The 19,651-nt window shown below is 39.2% G+C and carries 18 protein-coding genes and 1 other RNA gene; 15 read left to right on the forward strand and 4 right to left on the reverse strand.

Features of this window, described 5'->3' with window-relative positions; translation table 11 throughout:
- Window positions 1-171: 171 nt before the first annotated feature.
- The gene (cymR, locus tag HCK02_RS04255; RefSeq protein WP_167628884.1) at window positions 172-603 is read right to left on the reverse strand and encodes a cysteine metabolism transcriptional regulator CymR; all 432 of its coding nucleotides are present in this window, start codon (window positions 601-603) and stop codon (window positions 172-174) included.
- 145 nt (window positions 604-748) lie between these two features.
- Between cymR and HCK02_RS04260 the strand changes: the two genes are divergently transcribed.
- From HCK02_RS04260 to recD2, 7 genes are all read left to right on the forward strand, one after another.
- Window positions 749-2,023, forward strand: coding sequence for a replication-associated recombination protein A (locus HCK02_RS04260; RefSeq protein ID WP_167628885.1), 1,275 nt, complete (start codon window positions 749-751; stop codon window positions 2,021-2,023).
- A gap of 71 nt (window positions 2,024-2,094) precedes the next feature.
- Window positions 2,095-2,284, forward strand: a non-coding RNA gene (gene ssrS, locus HCK02_RS04265) — 6S RNA.
- Window positions 2,285-2,383: 99 nt separating this feature from the next.
- A complete protein-coding gene (locus tag HCK02_RS04270) occupies window positions 2,384-3,547 on the forward strand; it encodes a cysteine desulfurase family protein (RefSeq protein ID WP_167628886.1) in 1,164 nt (387 codons plus the stop codon).
- A complete protein-coding gene (gene mnmA, locus HCK02_RS04275; protein WP_167628887.1) occupies window positions 3,544-4,659 on the forward strand; it encodes a tRNA 2-thiouridine(34) synthase MnmA in 1,116 nt (371 codons plus the stop codon). The genes HCK02_RS04270 and mnmA overlap by 4 nt, the downstream gene beginning before the upstream one ends.
- A gap of 111 nt (window positions 4,660-4,770) precedes the next feature.
- Window positions 4,771-5,505 (forward strand): alpha/beta hydrolase, encoded by a 735-nt coding sequence (locus tag HCK02_RS04280; protein ID WP_167628888.1) that lies wholly within the window; start codon window positions 4,771-4,773, stop codon window positions 5,503-5,505.
- Between the two features lie 4 nt (window positions 5,506-5,509).
- Window positions 5,510-6,178, forward strand: a complete 669-nt coding sequence (locus tag HCK02_RS04285) for a tetratricopeptide repeat protein (RefSeq protein WP_167628889.1) — start codon at window positions 5,510-5,512, stop codon at window positions 6,176-6,178.
- A 22-nt stretch (window positions 6,179-6,200) separates the two neighbouring features.
- On the forward strand, window positions 6,201-8,591 hold the full coding sequence (gene recD2, locus HCK02_RS04290) for an SF1B family DNA helicase RecD2 (RefSeq protein WP_167628890.1): 2,391 nt from the start codon (window positions 6,201-6,203) through the stop codon (window positions 8,589-8,591).
- A gap of 133 nt (window positions 8,592-8,724) precedes the next feature.
- Here the strand turns inward: recD2 and pieS are convergent, their stop codons facing one another.
- Together pieS and pieR are read right to left on the reverse strand one after the other, a co-directional pair.
- Entirely contained in the window at window positions 8,725-10,158 is a 1,434-nt protein-coding gene (gene pieS / locus HCK02_RS04295) for a two component system sensor histidine kinase PieS (RefSeq protein ID WP_167628891.1), read from the reverse strand.
- A 6-nt stretch (window positions 10,159-10,164) separates the two neighbouring features.
- The gene (gene pieR / locus HCK02_RS04300) at window positions 10,165-10,863 is read right to left on the reverse strand and encodes a two component system response regulator PieR (protein WP_167628892.1); all 699 of its coding nucleotides are present in this window, start codon (window positions 10,861-10,863) and stop codon (window positions 10,165-10,167) included.
- 153 nt (window positions 10,864-11,016) lie between these two features.
- On the opposite strand from pieR, the gene HCK02_RS04305 reads away from it, so the two are divergent.
- From HCK02_RS04305 to HCK02_RS04330, 6 genes are all read left to right on the forward strand, one after another.
- Complete coding sequence (locus HCK02_RS04305; RefSeq protein ID WP_167628893.1) at window positions 11,017-12,582, forward strand: ABC transporter permease; 1,566 nt, start codon at window positions 11,017-11,019, stop codon at window positions 12,580-12,582.
- Between the two features lie 8 nt (window positions 12,583-12,590).
- Window positions 12,591-13,286: an ABC transporter ATP-binding protein gene (locus HCK02_RS04310; RefSeq protein ID WP_167628894.1), complete on the forward strand. Its 696-nt coding sequence runs from the start codon at window positions 12,591-12,593 to the stop codon at window positions 13,284-13,286.
- Between the two features lie 289 nt (window positions 13,287-13,575).
- Window positions 13,576-16,212 carry an alanine--tRNA ligase gene (alaS, locus tag HCK02_RS04315; RefSeq protein ID WP_167628895.1) on the forward strand — a complete coding sequence of 879 codons (2,637 nt, stop codon included), beginning with the start codon at window positions 13,576-13,578 and terminating at the stop codon, window positions 16,210-16,212.
- 141 nt (window positions 16,213-16,353) lie between these two features.
- On the forward strand, window positions 16,354-16,626 hold the full coding sequence (locus tag HCK02_RS04320; RefSeq protein WP_115752526.1) for an IreB family regulatory phosphoprotein: 273 nt from the start codon (window positions 16,354-16,356) through the stop codon (window positions 16,624-16,626).
- The gene (gene ruvX, locus HCK02_RS04325) at window positions 16,623-17,042 is read left to right on the forward strand and encodes a Holliday junction resolvase RuvX (protein ID WP_167628896.1); all 420 of its coding nucleotides are present in this window, start codon (window positions 16,623-16,625) and stop codon (window positions 17,040-17,042) included. The genes HCK02_RS04320 and ruvX overlap by 4 nt, the downstream gene beginning before the upstream one ends.
- Before the next feature lie 11 nt (window positions 17,043-17,053).
- Window positions 17,054-17,377 (forward strand): DUF1292 domain-containing protein, encoded by a 324-nt coding sequence (locus tag HCK02_RS04330; protein ID WP_115752524.1) that lies wholly within the window; start codon window positions 17,054-17,056, stop codon window positions 17,375-17,377.
- A gap of 61 nt (window positions 17,378-17,438) precedes the next feature.
- On the opposite strand, the gene HCK02_RS04335 is transcribed toward HCK02_RS04330, so the two are convergent.
- Window positions 17,439-18,077, reverse strand: coding sequence for a DedA family protein (locus HCK02_RS04335; protein WP_167628897.1), 639 nt, complete (start codon window positions 18,075-18,077; stop codon window positions 17,439-17,441).
- 145 nt (window positions 18,078-18,222) lie between these two features.
- On the opposite strand from HCK02_RS04335, the gene HCK02_RS04340 reads away from it, so the two are divergent.
- Together HCK02_RS04340 and mltG are read left to right on the forward strand one after the other, a co-directional pair.
- On the forward strand, window positions 18,223-18,423 hold the full coding sequence (locus HCK02_RS04340; RefSeq protein WP_115752522.1) for a hypothetical protein: 201 nt from the start codon (window positions 18,223-18,225) through the stop codon (window positions 18,421-18,423).
- A 135-nt stretch (window positions 18,424-18,558) separates the two neighbouring features.
- The gene (gene mltG, locus HCK02_RS04345) at window positions 18,559-19,626 is read left to right on the forward strand and encodes an endolytic transglycosylase MltG (RefSeq protein WP_167628898.1); all 1,068 of its coding nucleotides are present in this window, start codon (window positions 18,559-18,561) and stop codon (window positions 19,624-19,626) included.
- Window positions 19,627-19,651 lie beyond the last annotated feature (25 nt).

Genomic DNA, 19,651 nt, shown 5'->3' on the forward strand with positions numbered 1-19,651 from the left:
CTGAAAAAGCTTGCTTTATGGACATGGAAGAAGTCCTGTTTGGCTTCTTCTTTTTCCATTTTTATAGAAAAAAACGCCCATCCCTCTTCTTTCTCATGGAGGGATGGGCGTTTTTCGACAGTCTGAGACAAGAAGTCCCTTTTGGAACTTCTTGTCTTTTATTTAAATAGCTTAAATATAGAACATGTAACCTTCTTGTAGCATAGTTTCTTCTGATGTATTTTCGAGCGCAATCAAATCCTCGAGTGAAGTTTGATCCAGTACATTTTTTACAGCATCACGCATTCGTGTCCAAAGTTCGCGCTGAGCGGCTTCTTCGTTTTCAATGCTTTCGACAAGTACAATCGGTCCTTCAAGTGTCCGAATGATATCGCCAGCAGTGATTTGCTTTGGATCCCCATTTAAAATGTAACCGCCGTGAGCCCCGCGAATACTTTTGACTAGTCCGGCATTTCGAAGTGGTCCGATGAGTTGTTCTAAGTAATGTTCAGATAAATTCTTTTTCTTTGCAATGCTTCGGAGGGAGATAGGTCCATTTCCAACCTCGCGCGCAAGTTCAAGCGCAATGGTTAACCCGTAGCGACCTTTAGTAGTAATTTTCATTTTTGATAAACCTCCATAATTCGGATAAGTAAACTTTGAATTCTCTTTTAATTATAGCGAACTCAGAAGTTAGTTTCAATGAAAGAACTGCTTGTTTTCTTATGATATAATAGAAATAAGAGAAAAATTGGAGGAATTTTGTGTTATGGCAATGGAACCTTTAGCATACCGGATGCGCCCAAGAACGCTTGATGAAGTGATTGGGCAAGAACATCTAGTTGGAAAAGACAAAATTATTTATCGTATGGTTCAAGCGAAAAAGTTGTCGTCGATGATTTTATATGGTCCGCCAGGAATTGGAAAAACATCAATTGCGAGTGCGATTGCTGGTAGTACCGAATATGCTTTTCGTACGCTAAATGCGGTGACGAATAACAAAAAAGATATGGAAATTGTGGCAGCAGAAGCGAAAATGAGCGGGACCGTTATTTTGCTATTAGATGAAGTACATCGGCTTGATAAGGCTAAACAAGATTTCCTACTTCCTCATTTGGAGAGTGGTGCCATCATCTTGATTGGAGCTACAACAAGTAATCCTTATATCGCAATCAATCCAGCGATCCGCAGTCGAACGCAAATCTTTGAATTAAAGCCGCTGTCGATTGCAGAGATTGAACTGGCCATTGACAGGGCACTCTCGGACACAGAACGTGGTCTTGGGGAGTATGACGTCACGCTAGATGAGGAAGCGAGAACGCATTTTGCGACAGCGAGTAACGGAGATGTTCGAGGAGCGTTAAATGCGCTTGAACTAGCTATTGTTTCATCACTACCTGATGAATCAGGTAGTATTCACATAACGATTGAAGTGGCGGAAGAATGTCTGCAGCGTAAAAGCCTCGCACATGATAAAGACGGAGACGCTCACTATGATGTTTTGAGTGCTTTTCAAAAGTCTGTACGTGGTAGTGATGTAAACGCAGCTCTTCATTACATGGGTAGGCTAATTGAAGCCGGAGATCTTGTCAGTATTACTCGTCGGCTGCTTGTGATGGCTTATGAAGATGTAGGACTTGCAAGCCCACAAGCAGGAGCACGTACGCTTGCGGCGGTTCAAACGGCTGAAAAAGTTGGATTTCCTGAAGCGAGGATTCCGCTAGCAAATGCGGTTATTGAACTTTGCCTTTCGCCGAAATCAAACTCGGCGATACTGGCTGTTGATGCGGCACTTAGTGACATTCGAGCAGGGAAAAGTGGGGAAGTTCCGGATCATTTGCGTGATGGTCACTATTCTGGGGCGAAAAAGCTAGGAAGAGCGATCGATTATAAATATCCACATAACTATGAAAATGCTTGGGTGGATCAACAGTATTTACCAGATTCGATCAAGCAACAGCAATACTATGAGCCAAAAACAAATTCAAAATTTGAACAAGCGCTTGCGGAAGTCTATCAAAATATTAATCGAAATAAGAAGTAAAATAAATTACTTTTTACGGTTTTCCAAAATTGCTATTTTACCAAAATTGTGCTATTCTATCAGTATTAAAAGAAACCCTAATGTATTCGTATAGTGCCTACTATTTTTGAACCGAACAATCTTTATTACCTTGGGAACTCGGTGTTCGAACGCGGCGCACATGCCTTTTCACGAGGACTTGCAAAACGCTCGACAGAGTACCCACCTGCTTATACAGCGGGTTCAAAGGATGGGGCTCCAAACGGTACGATTGGGGTTTCTTTTTGTTTTACAACTAACATTTTGTAAGCGAATAAGATTGCTTTCGCGGTGATTTGTTGTTACAATAAAAAAACGATTAAAGAAAGGAAACGATGTGTTGTGAAAAAAACAATTTATCTTGATCATGCAGCGACAAGTCCCATTCATCCGGATGCGAGTCAAGTTATGCTTGATGTGATGACAAGCGAATACGGGAATCCATCAAGTATCCATGCAGCTGGAAGGTCGGCTCGAAAAAAACTAGATGAAGCGAGACAGTTTTTTGCCGAGGAGATCGGGGCGCAGGAACGAGAGATTGTCTTCACGAGCGGTGGAACGGAAAGCGATAATACAGCTGTCATTGGAGCTGCGCTTGCAAATGCCGTAAATGGACGCCACATCATTACAACGAGTATTGAACATCATGCGGTTTTGCATGCGATGGAATATTTGGAGAAAAAAGGGTTTCAAGTGACTTATTTGCCCGTGAATTCAGAGGGACAAATTGAGCTTCGTGACTTTGAAGAAGCTCTCACAGACGAAACGATTCTAGTTTCCGTTATGTATGGAAATAACGAAGTGGGCGCGCTCCAACCCATTGCTGAAATCGGACAGTTGCTTAAGTCTCATCAAGCACTTTTTCATACGGATACGGTTCAGGCTTTTGGTCTGATACCTCTGGATGTAAGGGAACTGGGCGTTGATTTATTGTCTGTATCGGCCCATAAAATAAATGGACCACGAGGCGTCGGCTTTTTATATGTCAAGGAAGGCACGAAACTCGAATTTCCGTTTCATGGCGGTGAGCAAGAACGAAAGCGACGGGCAGGAACGGAAAACCTAGCAGGAATTGCTGGATTTAAGGAAGCTCTAGCCATTATGCGGGCGGAACGAATTGATAAGGCGAAACTTTACCGCGACTTTAAAGAAACTATGGCGGCTATTTTTCAAAAAAATGGTTTAGCTTTTGAAATAAACGGATCAGCAGATCAAACGTTGCCTCACGTGTTTAGTGTACGTTTTTTCGGCGTTCAAATTGAACAATTATTAATGAACTTGGATATGGAAGGCATTGCTGTTTCAAGCGGTTCGGCTTGCACGGCGGGTTCGGTCGACCCTTCCCATGTACTTGTTGCGATGTTCGGAGAAGACCATCCAGGGATTACCGAGACGTTACGAATTAGTTTTGGTCTTGGAAACAATCAAGCAGAGATTAAGCAAGCTGCTGAAACGATCAGTCAAGTAGTGTTGCGTCTTGCAAAAAGAAAGGAAGAACGAGTGTGACAAATGCAAATAGTCAAATTCGTGTTGTAGTGGGTATGTCTGGCGGAGTGGATTCTTCTGTTACGGCTTATCTCTTAAAGCAACAAGGGTATGATGTGATTGGTATATTTATGAAAAACTGGGATGATACGGATGAATTCGGTGTTTGCACGGCGACAGAAGACTATGAAGATGTTATCCGTGTCGCCAATCAAATTGGAATTCCTTATTACTCTGTGAATTTCGAAAAAGAATATTGGGATAAAGTATTCCGTTACTTTTTAGAAGAATATGAACTAGGCCGCACGCCTAATCCCGATGTAATGTGCAACAAAGAAATTAAATTTAAAGCTTTCTTGGAACATGCAGAAAGCCTCGGGGCGGATTATGTGGCAACAGGGCACTATGCGCGTGTTGAAAAAGTAGATGGTGAAGTGAAGCTACTTCGTGGCGTAGATGAAAATAAGGATCAAACTTACTTTTTAAATCAACTTTCTCAAGAACAGCTTTCTCACGTAATGTTTCCGCTTGGGGGCATGGAAAAAAGTGAAGTGAGACGAATTGCTGAAGAAGCTGAACTTGCAACGGCTAAGAAAAAAGATAGTACGGGAATTTGCTTTATTGGAGAACGAAACTTCAAGGAATTTCTGAGTGCATATCTACCTGCAAAACCTGGTTCTATGCAGACTTTTGACGGAAAAGAAATGGGTAAACACGATGGATTGATGTATTATACAATTGGACAGCGTCATGGTCTTGGAATTGGCGGAGACGGCGACCCGTGGTTTGTTGCTGGAAAAGATTTAAAGCGAAACGTACTTTATGTGGTACAAGGGTTCCACGATGACAGCTTATATTCCAGTTCGTTAATGGCGACGGATGTTTCGTTCACATCGAATGAACCCAAACCCGCTACTTTTCGCGCGACTGCTAAATTCCGTTACCGGCAAAAAGATACTGGCGTAACAGTCAATCTTTTAGCAGATGGAAAAGCAGAAGTCGTGTTTGATGAACCGGTACGAGCAATTACACCTGGTCAAGCTGTTGTATTCTACGACGGGGAAACCTGTCTTGGCGGCGCGACGATTGATACGGTTTGGAAAGATGCAAAGCAATTAGATTATGTAGGTTAATGATTTGGAAATCCATTTTTAAAGTGGATTTCCTTTTTTTATGCATGGCTCACGGTTTTTTGAGGTGAAATATGGTAAAATGTTAAACGAACAGGTGAAAAGAGGTTGGATATGAAAAAATTAATCGGGCTTTCAAGTATTGTTGTTCTTGTCCTGCTTATTGCGTGGGGCTATTTTTATTTTAATACGTCACCAAGTGATTATGCAGAAAAGAAAGCGCAAGAAACTAAGCAGGTGGCTATTTTTGAGTCAAATGATACTTTGATCTTTGAACCGAAAAGGAGCGCCGAGAAAATCAGTGTTATTTTATATCCAGGCGCTTTTGTAGATGCCCTTAGTTACGCACCACTTGCTCGTTCACTTGCAGATGCTGGCTATAAAACCTATATACCTGAGATGCCGCTTGATTTAGCAGTTTTTGGGAAAAACAAAGCGGAAGAGATTGTCAAACAAAATAGTGACGAACACTTTGTGATTGGTGGACATTCACTTGGAGGTGTGATGGCTTCACGTTTTGCCAAAGAGCACGCAAAAGACTTACAAGGCGTTTTCTATCTTGCGAGCTATCCAGATAAAAAGGGAAGCCTTCGAAAAACAAAACTAGAAGCACTTTCCATTACAGCGACGAATGATGGTGTTTTGAATTGGAAAAAATATGGTCAAAGCAAGCGCTATTTGCCGGAAAAGACCACCTTTTTCAAAATAAAGGGTGGCAATCATGCACAGTTTGGCGCTTATGGTAAACAAAATGGAGACCGGAAAGCAAAAATTTCTGTAGAACAGCAAACAAAGGAAACGAGTGCTGCGATTATTTCGTGGCTCAAGTACGATGAAATGAGGGATTAGACACATGGATAAAAATCAAGTAGGAATTAAATATATGCAAGAAGGAAAACTAGAAGAAGCTGTTAAAATGTTTACGGAAGTGATTGAAGAAAATCCAAGTGACCCTGTTGGTTATATTAATTTTGGAAATGTCTTATTGTCACTCGATGATTTTGACCGAGCGGAACAGTTTTACAAACGAGCAATTGAACTCGATGACCATGTTCCAGCGGCTTACTATAGTTTAGGAAATCTTTACTTTGAACTAGAGCGTTATGAAGATGCGGTTAATGCTTTTAAAGAAGCTACAACTGAAGGAATGGAAAATAGCGATGTCTTTTTTATGCTCGGACTTAGTTTTACGAAAATGGATCAAAATGCGCTGGCACTCCCGTATTTCTTACGAAGCGTAGAACTTAATGAAGAGGATGCAGAAGCTGTCTTTCAGTACGCGATTGCACTTGCAAAAGAAGGTGTATATGAAGAAGCCGTGACACAACTTGAACGAACATTAACGCTCAAGCCAGGAGATGCGGATGCCCTTTATAATCTTGGTGCTGTTTATCTTGCATGGCAAGGCGATTTGAAACTTGCGGAGGAATACTTTGAACAAGCGCTTCAAAGTGAGCCAGAGCATTTACTTGCGCAAAATGCTTTAGACGCTATTCGTGAGCTTCCAAACGACACAGAATAAAAATGAAAAAGGAGATGGGAAAATGAACAATCAAGAAACACTTGCTCTGTTTGGTGATGAAGCAAATGAAAAGTTCATAAAGGGCGAAGTTTTACAGATGATTTTCCATAATCCTGATAATCTATTTTCTGTTGTGCGTATTGAAGTAAAAGAAACGAACACGGACTGGGATGAGCGCGATATCATCGTAACAGGAGTCTTTCCGAAGCTTGAACCGCAAGAAATTTATCTTTTTTATGGAAAAATACAAGAACATGCGAAATTTGGGCAACAATTTAAAGCAGAGCGGTTTCATAAAGAGATGCCACAAACAAGAGAAGGTGTTGTTGCATATCTTTCAGGGGAACTTTTTAAAGGTATCGGCAAAAAAACAGCGGAAAATATCGTTGCTGTTTTGGGTGAAGATGCGATCAGCATCATGCTAAATGATCCTGATCGGCTTAGCGAAGTACCGAAGTTACCCAAAAACACTGCAGATTCATTGCTTGCTACTCTTCACGAAAATCAAGGATTAGAACATGTCATGATTGGTTTAAATGATTACGGTTTTGGACCACAACTTTCGATGAAAATTTTTCAAGTTTACAAACAAAATGCACTTGAAATACTTGAAAAAAACCCCTATAAGTTGATTGAAGATGTGAAAGGAATTGGCTTTCAGCGAGCTGATGAACTAGGCCGCAGATTAGGCTTAAATGGCAATCACCCCGACCGTATTCGAGCTGGGTTGCTTTTTTCGCTTGATACGGATTCTATTCGAGATGGCAATGTGTATACGGAACGAGACGAACTTATTGAAAAAACCCGAAGCCTGCTAATGGAAAGTGCACCAGAACCAGTTTTGCAAGAAGAAATAGACCGAGAATTAACCGCCCTAGGGGACCTAGATAAAGTCGTAATGGAAAATACGCGAATTTATTTGCCATCCCTTTATTTTGCCGAAAGCGGATTCGCGCACCACATGAAACGAATTATGAAGCAAACAGAATACGAAGAACAATTTCCTGAATCTGAATTTTTACTTGCACTAGGCGAACTTGAAGAGCGAATCGGAGTTTCGTATGGAAATTCCCAAAAAGAAGCCCTAAAAACGGCTTTAACTTCTCCAATGCTAGTATTAACTGGTGGACCTGGTACTGGGAAAACGACAGTAATCAAAGGGATTGTAGAACTCTTTAGTGAACTGCATGGGGTTAGTCTTGATCCCCATGCCTATAAAGATGGAGACGCATTTCAAGTCTTACTGGCTGCACCAACTGGGCGTGCAGCTAAGCGAATGAGTGAATCAACGGGACTTCCAGCCATGACTATTCACCGGTTACTTGGAATGAATGGGCAGGAGGATTTAAGTGATGATTCTGAGCGGGCGATTGAAGGACGACTTTTGATCGTTGATGAAATGTCGATGGTCGATATTTGGCTCGCCAATCAGCTATTCCGAGCGCTTCCAAGTCATATCCAAGTGGTTCTTGTAGGAGATGAAGACCAATTACCATCGGTTGGTCCCGGTCAAGTGTTACGTGATATTTTGCGTTCGGAAGTTGTGCCGACAGTTGAGTTGACAGATATTTATCGTCAAAAAGATGGGTCCTCCATTATCCAAATAGCACACGATATTAAAGCAGGTTTTTTACCAGCAGATTTTACTAAAAATAGTAAAGATCGTTCTTTTTTTCATTGTTCAGTCAATCAAATTGCTGAGGTCGTAGATCAGGTTGTTCAAAACGCTAAAGAAAAAGGGTTTCGTGCTCGTGACATTCAAGTTCTAGCTCCAATGTATCGTGGCCCTGCGGGGATAAACGTTTTGAATCGAAATTTACAAGAAATTTTTAATCCTAATGACTCAGGAAAGCGTAAGGAGATTGCCTATGGCGATGTCAAATATCGCGTGAATGATAAAGTACTGCAACTCGTCAATCAACCGGAGAAAAATGTGTTTAATGGAGACATTGGGGAAATCGTTTCAATGCAATATGCTAAAGAAAATACAGAGAAGCAAGATATGATTACAGTTCAGTTCGATCAAACAGAGGTGAGTTATTACAAGCAGGAATTTAATCAACTTACACATGCATATTGCTGCTCGATTCATAAAGCACAGGGAAGTGAATTTCCGATTGTGATAATGCCAGTTGTGCGTAGCTATTATCGGATGCTTCGACGAGATTTACTTTACACAGGGGTGACGAGAAGCGAACAGTTTTTGATTCTCTGCGGGGAAGAAGAGGCATTTCGGATGGGAGTAGAACGTGAGAATGATACTTCTCGCAAAACAACGCTTGAGAGCAGGCTTGTGAGTGAAGAAGACCTTGCAAAGCAGTCTAGCCTCAAAATTTTGACGACAGAAAATTTGACTGAAATCGATCCGATGATTGGAATGGATGAGATTTCGCCTTATGAATTTATGGGGTAAAGAGTTTGGACCTAAAACAAAAAAGAACAGAATCGTCAATGAAGCCATTTTTGCAAATGAATTCATTTGAACGATTTCTGTTCTTTTACTTTTGGCTAGTTAGTCTCATTTTTTATTTAGTCAAAGTTTCTTTTTAATATTCTTCTAGATCAGAAAAATTTGGCAGTCGAATTACAAAAGAGGTGCCTTGATTTTGTTTACTTGTTACTGTAATACTGCCGTCATGTGCTTTTACGAGTTGTTTTACAATGGAAAGACCAATACCTGATTCTCCGAAACTCGTACTTGTGCGAGATAAGTCCGCTTTATAGAAGCGATCCCAAATTTGTTCCAATTCTTTTGGGTCCATGCCAACTCCAGTATCAGTAATTTCTAGTATTGTTTCTTTATAATCGCTTCGTCCGGATAATGTTATGCTACCATTCTCTGTAAATTGAATGCTATTTTTTAAAATGTTTAATAAAATTTGAGTTAGGCGATCATAATCGGCAAAGACAAGGAGATCGGTTTCAATGTCAAGTATAAGCTGATCACTTTTCAGATGAGCAAGTGGTTCAAGCTGTTCAACTAACACATCCGATAAAGCCTGAACAGAAAAGCGGGACTTTTCCAGTTTGATTTTATTGGCACGAATTCGTTCATAATCCAAGTTTTCATTAACAAGCTTTGTCAAACGACGTGATTCTTTATCAATAAGATGAATAACACGATTAGTTTCACTTTCCGGAATGACATTGTTAACAAGTCCTTCAGTAAGTCCGGAAATTGTTGTAAGCGGTGTTCGCATTTCATGAGAAACATCTGCGATAAACTGTCGGCGTCGTTTTTCTTGACGTTCTATTTCCTCCTTAGAGGCGGCTAATGTTTCTGTCATTTTATTAAAATCTGAGGAAAGTGCACCAATTTCATCCCAGTTATTTTCGTTTAAACGAGTTTCATAATCTCCACTAATTACTCGTTTCGTTGCTTCACGTAAGCGATTAATTCGATTCACTTGCAATTTGGCTAAAATTGCACTTAAAACAAGCGCGATGATTACCGATAAAAGAATCGTGAAAAACATGTACCGATTAATTGTTCCGATGACTTTTTCTGTCCCGCTGATCGGAGAGTTCAAAATGACCGAGCCAAGAAAAGTTTTGCCTGATAAAATAGGGACATACACAACAGACATTTCTTGATTAAAACGATTATCGACTTTAATCGTGACAGTTTCGCCTTTTTTGAGATTTTTAGAAGCCTTTTTTGAAATTTTAAAATCTGGCGGGAGTGGTCTATTAGAAGTGGGAAACACAATTTGTTCATGATTATTAAGAATTGTATATCGAATATTGTCAACATCAAGTACATGCTGATAAGCTTCGAGTGAAGTCGTCCGCATATCCTCATCCCCAGGAAAACGAATTTCACTACTGATTTTTTCTCCATATTTTGTTAATAGCTCCACTTGTGATTCATACAAATAATCTTTTAGAAAATTAGAGATAAGCAAGCCGATAAGTAAACAAGTAGCTAGCAAAATAATAAATTGCGTTGCAAACAGTTGATAAACATATTTAAATTTCAACTCACATCAATCCGTTTCATCAAATTTATAGCCCACACCCCAAATGGTATGCAAAAATAAATGTTCATCCGTTGCGATTTTCTTGCGTAGGCGTTTAATGTGCACATCAACAGTTCGTTCGTCTCCGTAAAACTGATATCCCCAAACTCGCTCTAGTAATTGTTCACGCGAAAAAACTTGGCGAGGATGCTCTATCAGAAAGTAAAATAAATCGAATTCTTTCGGTGTAAGTGCTTCAAGTGGGACGTTTTTATAAAGAACTTCACGGGTTGTCTTATCAATTTGAAAGTATTCGGTTTGAAGTGAATGTGTAGTTCCACTCTGTGTCCTATCATCAGTAGAGGCTGGAGCTAAACGCCTTGAAACAGCTTTAATTCGGGCAATTAATGCAAGCGGACTAAATGGTTTTGTCACATAATCATCCGCCCCGAGATCAAGTCCAAGTACTTGATCTGATTCAGATTCTTTTGCTGTAAGTATGATGATCGGAATATCACTTACTTCTCGAACTTTACGACAAATCGTCATACCATCCATTGAAGGAAGCATCAAGTCTATAATTAATAAGTCGAATGTTTCTTTCAAAAATCGCTCATAGCCCACTTTACCATCATGAACAAAAACCACATCAATTTGTTCTTTTAAGAAAAATAATTCCATCATTTGAGTAACACTTTCATTGTCTTCAATCATTAATAGTCGCATCAGCTACACTCCTTACTCTTTAAAAGTATCTTAAAAGTATTCATTTCGCAAGTCTTTACGATAAGTTTAAAAGTATGACCACAATTTGTTCATGCTTTTTTCATAAATTGTGCTTAAGATAAAATTTGTAACCGAAGAAATGGAGGAACGAATATGAATTTTATCAAGCGTGCTTATTGGAGTTTAAAAGTAAGAATAGGTCGGTCTATTTTACTTTTTATCATTTTTACGATTGTTTCCGTTTTAGTTTTATCTGGCTTTACAATTCAATCAGCTGCGAATAAAGCAAGTGAATTAGCAAGAAAAGAACTTGGGGGAACGGTAACCCTTAGCTACAATAGAGAAAAACAGATGGAGCAAGCAGAACAAAATTCAGAAAACTCATCTTCTAATTCTAGTGAAAGAAAAGCTCCTTCGTTTAACACAACTCCTGTAAAGACTTCAGCGGCTGAAAGTTTGGCAAAATTAAATCATGTTACTAGTTACAATCTTTATTCAAGCACTCAGGCGCTTGCGGAGGATTTTGATCCAGTAAAATCAGAGGGTGACAGTTCGCAAGAGGAAAGTAGTGATTCGACAAATAATACGAGTGAAGAAGATAAGCTAGGAGGCGGAAATTCAACTGAAAATCGTCCACAGATGATTCAAGCAGATTTAAGCGTAAATGGCGTACTGGACTCGGCTAGTTCTACAGATTTTAGTGAAGAATCTGCAAAATTAACAAGTGGGCGAGCGTTAACTGAAGCCGATAAAAATAAAAAAGTTGTTCTTGTTGAAAAGACCCTTGCAAGCCAAAATGAGTGGAAAATTGGTGATTCTATTAAAATTAAGTCTAGTGATGAAGAAACTTCTGTTACTTTGAAAATCGTTGGCATTTATAAAACAAGTGACTCTTCAAGTAGTAATAACGGAATGGCAAATAATTTTTCATTTTTAAATCCCTACAATAAAATCTACGTACCTTATACCATAGCTAATACGCTTAAGGGTTCCAAGTATGAAGGAACAGTCGACTCTGCTGTTTATACGATGGATGATGCGGCTAATATTAATGCCTTTCAAAAAGAAGCAAAGAAGATGAATACGATTGATTGGGACGAGTTTAAGCTTGATGCAAACGACAGTTTATATAAACAGATGATTGGACCCATTGAAAACGTTGCATCTTTTTCAAAAAATGTCGTTTATATCGTTTCTATTGCAGGTGTTTTGATGTTGGCGCTACTCGTGATGATGCAAATTCGTGAACGAAAATATGAAATGGGTGTGTTGCTTTCTATTGGTGAAAAGAAAACAAAATTGTTAGGGCAATTTTTTGTAGAGATTTTTATTGTAGCATTGATATCGTTTATTGTGGCAGGTCTTGCTAGTCCATTTGTGGCACAAATAGCGGGAAATCAATTACTTAATCAAGAGAATAGTCAAATAGCGGAAATGAGCTCAACATCGGAGAATTCAACTGGACAAAGTGGCCAAGATCATCGTGGGAATGGACCTAGTGGAGATAGCGGAGGAGGCCCATTTGGAAGCGTCTCTAGCAGTTTCGAAAACTTAACGAAAAATCAAGAGGAAATCAAGAAATTGGATATACAGGTGACTCCGGCTGAAATTGGTAAGATGGCAGGAATTGGATTTTTAATTGCTTTTATCTCTGTTGTCATTCCAGGTACTAGCATTTTACGTATGAATCCCAAAACGATATTGACTAAACAGGAGTAGTGATGAAGATGAAGAAAATTTTAACCTTCGAAAAAATTAGTTATTGGTATAAAACTAAGAGAGAAGCAATTCTTGAGGATTTAGATTTTTCCTTCTATGAAGAAACTTTTTATACAGTAGTGGGAAGTTCTGGCTCTGGAAAAACGACTTTTTTGTCCCTTGCAGGTGGTCTCGATAAACCTAATGAAGGCGAAATTTTTTATGAAGGAAATTCACTTTCAGAGATTGGTCTTTCAACTTATCGTAATAAATTTGTTTCGATTGTTTTTCAGAGCTATAATTTGTTAACATATATGACGGCACTACAAAATGTGATAACGGCTATGGAAATAACTAAAGTTTCTTATACAAATAAAAAAGAAGTTGCACTTGAACTTCTTGAAAAAGTTGGGATTGATGAAGTTCAAGCAAAGCAAAAAGTACTGACTTTAAGCGGTGGACAGCAACAACGCGTCGCGATTGCACGGGCTCTTAGCACAGAGACAAATTTAATTGTTGCAGATGAGCCAACTGGGAATCTAGACGAGCGGACTAGTAAGGAAATTGTGAAACTGTTTCAAGATCTCGCACATGTAGAAGGGAAAACCGTGATCATGGTAACGCATGATCCGGAGATCGCCAAGGTTTCCGATGTGAAATTAACACTTCGAAATGGACAATTTCAAACAGTAGGAATGAAAGATTCTGCTATAATTAACGGTTGACAACAAGCATAAGCTTCTCTATAATTTTAGATATAGAAATATGGTTATTTTTGTAAGAATATGATTTTAGTAATTGAACCTTAGAAGAGAACTTTTCCACGGCTGAAAGAAAAGTAGGGAAGAACTAAAATTGCTCTCTTACGCAAAAAAAACGTAAGTCTTGCGTTAAAGACATGAAGAGGTAATGATACAAGTCTTGTGTCGTTGCAAACAGGGTGGTACCGCGAAAATTTCGTCCCTGATGCAACGATTGCAAGGCTTTTTTTATTTGTTAAGGGAGGAAATTGAAATGAAAACATTATCAAGCAGTGAAGTTAGACAGATGTTTCTTGACTATTTTAAACAACACGGACATACCGTTGAACCAAGTGCATCGCTTGTTCCAGTGAACGATCCCACACTTTTATGGATCAATAGTGGGGTTGCAACGATGAAAAAATATTTTGACGGCTCTGTGATTCCTGATAATCCACGTCTTGTTAACGCTCAAAAATCTATTCGTACTAACGATATTGAAAATGTCGGCAAAACCGCCAGACACCATACTTTTTTTGAAATGTTGGGGAATTTTTCAATTGGGGATTATTTTAAGGAAGGCGCCATTACATTTGCTTGGGAATTTCTAACGAGCCCTGAGTGGATCGGCTTTGACCCTGATAAGTTGTACGTGACAGTTTATCCAAAAGATACGGAAGCGAAAAAGATTTGGAAAGAAAAAATTGGCTTGGCTGATGATCGAATCGTTGAAATTGAAGATAACTTTTGGGATATTGGCGGCGGACCTTGTGGGCCAGATAGCGAAATTTTTTATGATCGCGGGGAAGCATTTGGAAACGACCCGAATGACCCTGAACTTTACCCAGGTGGCGAAAACGAACGCTACCTAGAAATTTGGAATTTGGTTTTCTCACAATTTAATCACAATCCAGATGGCTCCTATACGGAACTACCCAAACAAAATATTGATACGGGGATGGGACTGGAGCGTATGGTTTCGATCATTCAAAATGCTCCGACAAATTTCGAAACAGACCTTTTCATGCCAATTATCCGTGAAGTTGAAACGATTTCTGGTGAGAAATACGGAGTCGTTCCAGAAAAAGATGTTGCTTTTAAAGTGATTGCAGATCATATCAGAACAGTGGCTTTTGCAATTGGAGATGGTGCACTCCCATCGAATGAAGGAAGAGGCTATGTGCTACGTCGTTTGCTTCGTAGAGCTGTTCGTTATGCAAAAGTTCTTGGAATCAATGAGCCGTTCATGTACAAACTTGTACCCACGGTGGGAAGAATCATGAATTCCTTCTATAAAGAAGTGGAAAATCAACAAGACTTTATTGAAAAAGTGATTCGTACAGAAGAAGAACGCTTCCACGAAACGCTTAATGAAGGGCTTGCGATTCTTGAAGAATTGATTGCAGATGCGAAAACAGGTAATCAAACGATTGAAGGGAAAGATATTTTCAAACTCTATGATACGTACGGATTCCCTGTAGAACTGACTGAGGAATATGCGCTCGATCATTCACTTCAAGTGGATCACGCAGGCTTTGAAAAGGAAATGGAAGCACAGCGCGATCGTGCAAGAAAAGCACGTGCAGATGTTCAGTCTATGAAAGTCCAAGGGGAGCTTTTACAAAGTTTAACCGAAGAAAGTGTTTTTGTCGGGTATGAAACGACTGTTCATGCTTCTGAGATTCTTTATTTGATTCAAAATGATGAACTTGTAGAGGAAGCAAAAGCTGGAGAAGAAGTAGAAGCGATTTTCAAAGAAACACCATTTTATGCTGAAAGTGGTGGTCAAATAGCCGATCACGGAACTGTTCAAAGCGAAACAGGACTCGCATTCGTTAAAGACGTGCAAAAAGCGCCTAACAAGCAAAATATTCACCGAATGGTAGTTGAAGAAGGTGTTTTGAAAACTCACGATCATGTGAAACTAACTGTGAATGCGGAAGGAAGACGGAAAACCGTTAAAAATCATACTGCTACACATTTACTTCATCGTGCACTAAAAGATGTGTTAGGCGAGCATGTGAATCAAGCCGGTTCACTTGTTGCACCGGATCGTCTGCGGTTCGACTTTTCTCATTTTGGTCAAATTACTGAAGAAGAACTGCAACAAATGGAAACGATTGTGAACGAAAAAATTTGGGAACAATTGAAGGTTTCGATTAATGAAATGCCAATTGATGAAGCAAAGGCGCTTGGTGCAATGGCTTTATTCGGTGAAAAATATGGAGATATCGTCCGCGTGGTTCAAATTGGAGACTATAGCATTGAACTTTGTGGTGGCGTACATGTGAAAAACACAGCTGAAATTGGGCAGTTTAAAATTCTTTCAGAAACAGGAATTGGGGCTGGAACACGCCGTATTGAGGCGGTAACTGGTGAAGCGGCTTATCATTTTGTAACAGAGCAAGAACAACAACTAAAAGATGCCGCTTCGAAACTGAAAACGAATCCGAAAGAAGTTTTAACAAAAATTGAACAGCTACAACATGAACTCCGCGAGGTGCGCCGTGAAAACGAATCCCTACAATCGAAACTAGCAAATGCAGCAAGTGGAGCCATTTTTGAAAGCGGGGAAGATGTTGGCGGTATCAATGTGATCGCTAAACAAGTTGCAGCAAAAGATATGGCAGCTTTACGCCAATTTGTGGATAACTGGAAAGAAAAAAATATCGGTGGGGTTCTTGTTTTAGGAGCCGTTTCTTTTGAAAAAGTGAATTTAATCGCAGCTGTTTCAAAAGAAGCGATGGAAAGCGGACTTCATGCAGGAAACATCATCAAGCAAGTCGCGCAGCTTTGCGGCGGAAATGGCGGAGGAAAGCCTGATCTCGCACAAGCTGGCGGGAAAAATCCAGCAGAGTTAGAAAAAGCGCTTGCAGCCGTTCCAACTATTATTCAAGAGATGCAAGGCTAATCTCGGAAAAAAGAGCGCGATATTGCGTTCTTTTTTCTTGAAATATTAAAATTAGGTTAAGTGTGGCGTATTCCTTTGTCAATGTCGTAAGATTAGTGTAAAATAGATGGGAAAGTGAAGGAATAGAGGTGTAGACACGTTATGGGTACAAAAGATCAAACCATGTTCTATAATTTTGGCGACGATTCAATTGAAGAAGATGTCCGGAAAATTATGAAGCAAGTTTATCTTGCATTACAGGAAAAAGGCTATAATCCAGTTAATCAAATTGTTGGGTATCTTCTTTCTGGCGACCCGGCTTATATCCCAAGGCATCAAGATGCGCGTAATTTGATTCGCAAGCTAGAACGTGACGAAATCATCGAAGAGCTTGTTCGCGCTTATCTAAAAAACAATGAAATTGGTGACAAATGAGGATTATGGGACTGGATGTGGGCTCGAAAACAGTCGGCGTTGCAATTAGTGATGCGTTCGGTTGGACGGCTCAAGGAATTGAAACCATTTCGATCGATGAAGCAGCTAAACAGTTTGGCTATAATCGAGTGAAAGAGCTTGTGGAAGAAAATGAAGTTAAAAAAATTGTCGTTGGACTTCCCAAAAACATGGATAATTCACTTGGACATCGTGCTGAAAGCTCAAAAAAATACGCTGAAGTTCTTGAAGCAAGAACGGGGATTCCGGTAGTTTTGTGGGATGAACGACTTACAACGCAAGCTGCTGAGCGGACTCTTCTTGAAGCGGATGTCAGTCGAAAAAAACGCAAGCTTGTGATCGATAAGCTTGCAGCAGTGATGATTTTACAATCCTTTTTGGATGCAAATAATAAATGAGGTGAAAAGTAATGGGAGAAAACCATAATCACGAGCACAATCATGAACATAACCATGGAGAAGAAGAAAATATCATTTGGATTACAAACGAAGAAGGCGTAGAAGAGAAATACGAAATTTTGTTTGACTTTGATTCAGATGATTTTGGAAAATCTTATGTGCTTTATTTCCCTGCAGGGGCTTCTGAGGATGAAGAAATCGAAATTTTGGCATCTTCCTACGAACAAAGTGAAAACGGGAAAGAAGGTAACTTAAAACCTGTTGAAACGGACGAAGAGTGGGATATGATCGAAGAGCTTCTAGCTACTTTTTTAGCGGACGAAGACGAAGAATAAATAAAAGAGACATGTAACTTCAAGAAAATGCGGCTTGATCTTTTCAAGCCGCGGCGGAAGTTTACATGTCTTTTTTTGTTTCCTTACGAGCTCGTTTGTTCCAAATCTTATAGGCGAGCCAAATAACGAAAACGACGCAAAGCGCGAGAATTAGATAGCTAATAGGTCGTGTGTACTTCTCAACGACAGACCAGTTGGATCCAAGAGTGAATCCAAGCCAAGTCAAGAAAATATTCCAAGGAATACAGCCTAGGATCGTGTAAATGGTAAATTTAGTGATATTCATTTTGGCAATCCCAGCGGGTAAAGAAATAAAAGTCCGAATAACTGGCAAGACGCGTCCGAAAAAGACTGCTGATGCACCGTAGCGATTAAACCAGTGTTCAGCTTGGTCGAGATGTTTTACATTCAAGAAAATATACTTTCCGAATCGAAGAACAAGGGCGCGACCACCTTTTTTACCGATATAATAAGCAATCCAAGATCCGACTAGATTCCCTAAAATACCTGCAAAGACAACTAACCAAAAATTTAGTTTTCCAGCTTCTGCCATAAAGCCACCAAAAAGCATGATTACTTCACTCGGAAGCGGAATACAGACACTTTCGATTAGCATTGCAAGAAAAATGCCAAAATGACCAAGAGTATCAATCAAAAACATGACAAAATCTTGCAGGCTTTGGATTAACGTGTGTAACATGACAAGACTCCTTTAATACGTTCAGTTGTTAACTTTTTTATTATAGCACAAATGAATAAAAAACGATTAAATCTTTTTGAAGTGACGAATTTAAGAAACTTTGTTAGTATAAATATATTCGAAATTCGAAGAAAGAAGGCTAAAAATGGAAAAATTTGTTGTAACTGTACATATGGTAAGTGGACGTGCTTATGCTAAGACTGTTGAAAGTGATTCACAAAAACGAGCAATCACAGATGCACTCGTACCAACAGGAGAAGGGACCTTCTTGATTGATGATGATAAAGGACGTTCTGTTCGTCTTTATAAACGAAACATTGAATCTGTTGAATCTATTGAAGCTTAATTCAATCACGCGATCAAATTTCTGGAAGAGAGAAACTCTTTCAGAAATTTTCGTGTCTAGTAAAAAAGAGATAGTCACACGAGGAAAAAATCGTTATAATAAATTGAACAAAGATTAAGAAATGAGGGATTACGCTTGGCAAGCTCAAAAGGCAAAAAAATTACGATCATTATCTCGCTCATCGTACTCATTCTTGTTATCATCACGATTGCAGGCTATTTTTATGTAAAAAAACAATTGGATGCCAAAGATTCGGATAGCAAAGAAAAAATAGTAGTAGAAATTCCTTCTGGTGCAAATGCCAAAAAAATTGGGAACATTTTAGAAGATGAAAAAGTCATTAATAGCGCCACTTTATTTTCCTATTATGTGAAATATACCAATGAAATGAACTTAAAAGCCGGTAGGTATGAACTTAGTCCTTCAATGGACACTGAAAAAATTGTAAAGGTCTTAAAATCCGGGAAAACAGCCGTGCCAGATCGTTTAATCATTCCAGAAGGGTATTCACTTGATCAAATTGCAGAACGCATTGTTTTGTACGTGCCAACCATTAAGAAAAAAGATGTGCTCAAGAAAATGGACGATCAAGCTTTTGTCAAAAAAATGATTGAGAAGTATCCTGATACAGTAACAAAAGATGTATTAAACGCTTCTATCAAGCACCCGCTTGAAGGCTATTTTTACCCAGCAACTTATGAATTTAAAGAAGCAAAACCTCAAATTGACGCTATTCTTGAAGAAATGGTGAAAGCAACACAATTAAATCTTGCACCTTACCGCGAGGAACTCAAAAAACAAAAGAAAAGTGTTCATGAACTACTAACAATGTCTTCTATTATTGAAAAAGAAGCTACAGAAAATGTCGACCGGAAAACGATTGCAAGTGTATTTTATAATCGACTTAATAAAAACATGCGCTTACAGACTGACCCGACCGTTCTCTATGCCCTTGGAAAACATAAATCACGTACGCTTTATAAAGATTTGAAAGTAGAATCTCCGTATAATACGTACTTAAACAACGGGCTTCCGCCTGGACCAATTTCAAATAGTGGAAAATCTTCTATTGAAGCTGCACTTTACCCTGCAAAAACCGACTATTTGTATTTCCTTGCTAACACGAAAACAGGGAAAGTATATTTTTCCAAAACATTAGAAGAACATAATAAATTAAAAGCAGAACACATTAATGGAAATTAATTTTTTAACAGAATGGAAGGGATTT

Origin of the sequence: Listeria valentina (assembly GCF_011800755.1) — a bacterium.
Classification (GTDB): domain Bacteria; phylum Bacillota; class Bacilli; order Lactobacillales; family Listeriaceae; genus Listeria; species Listeria valentina.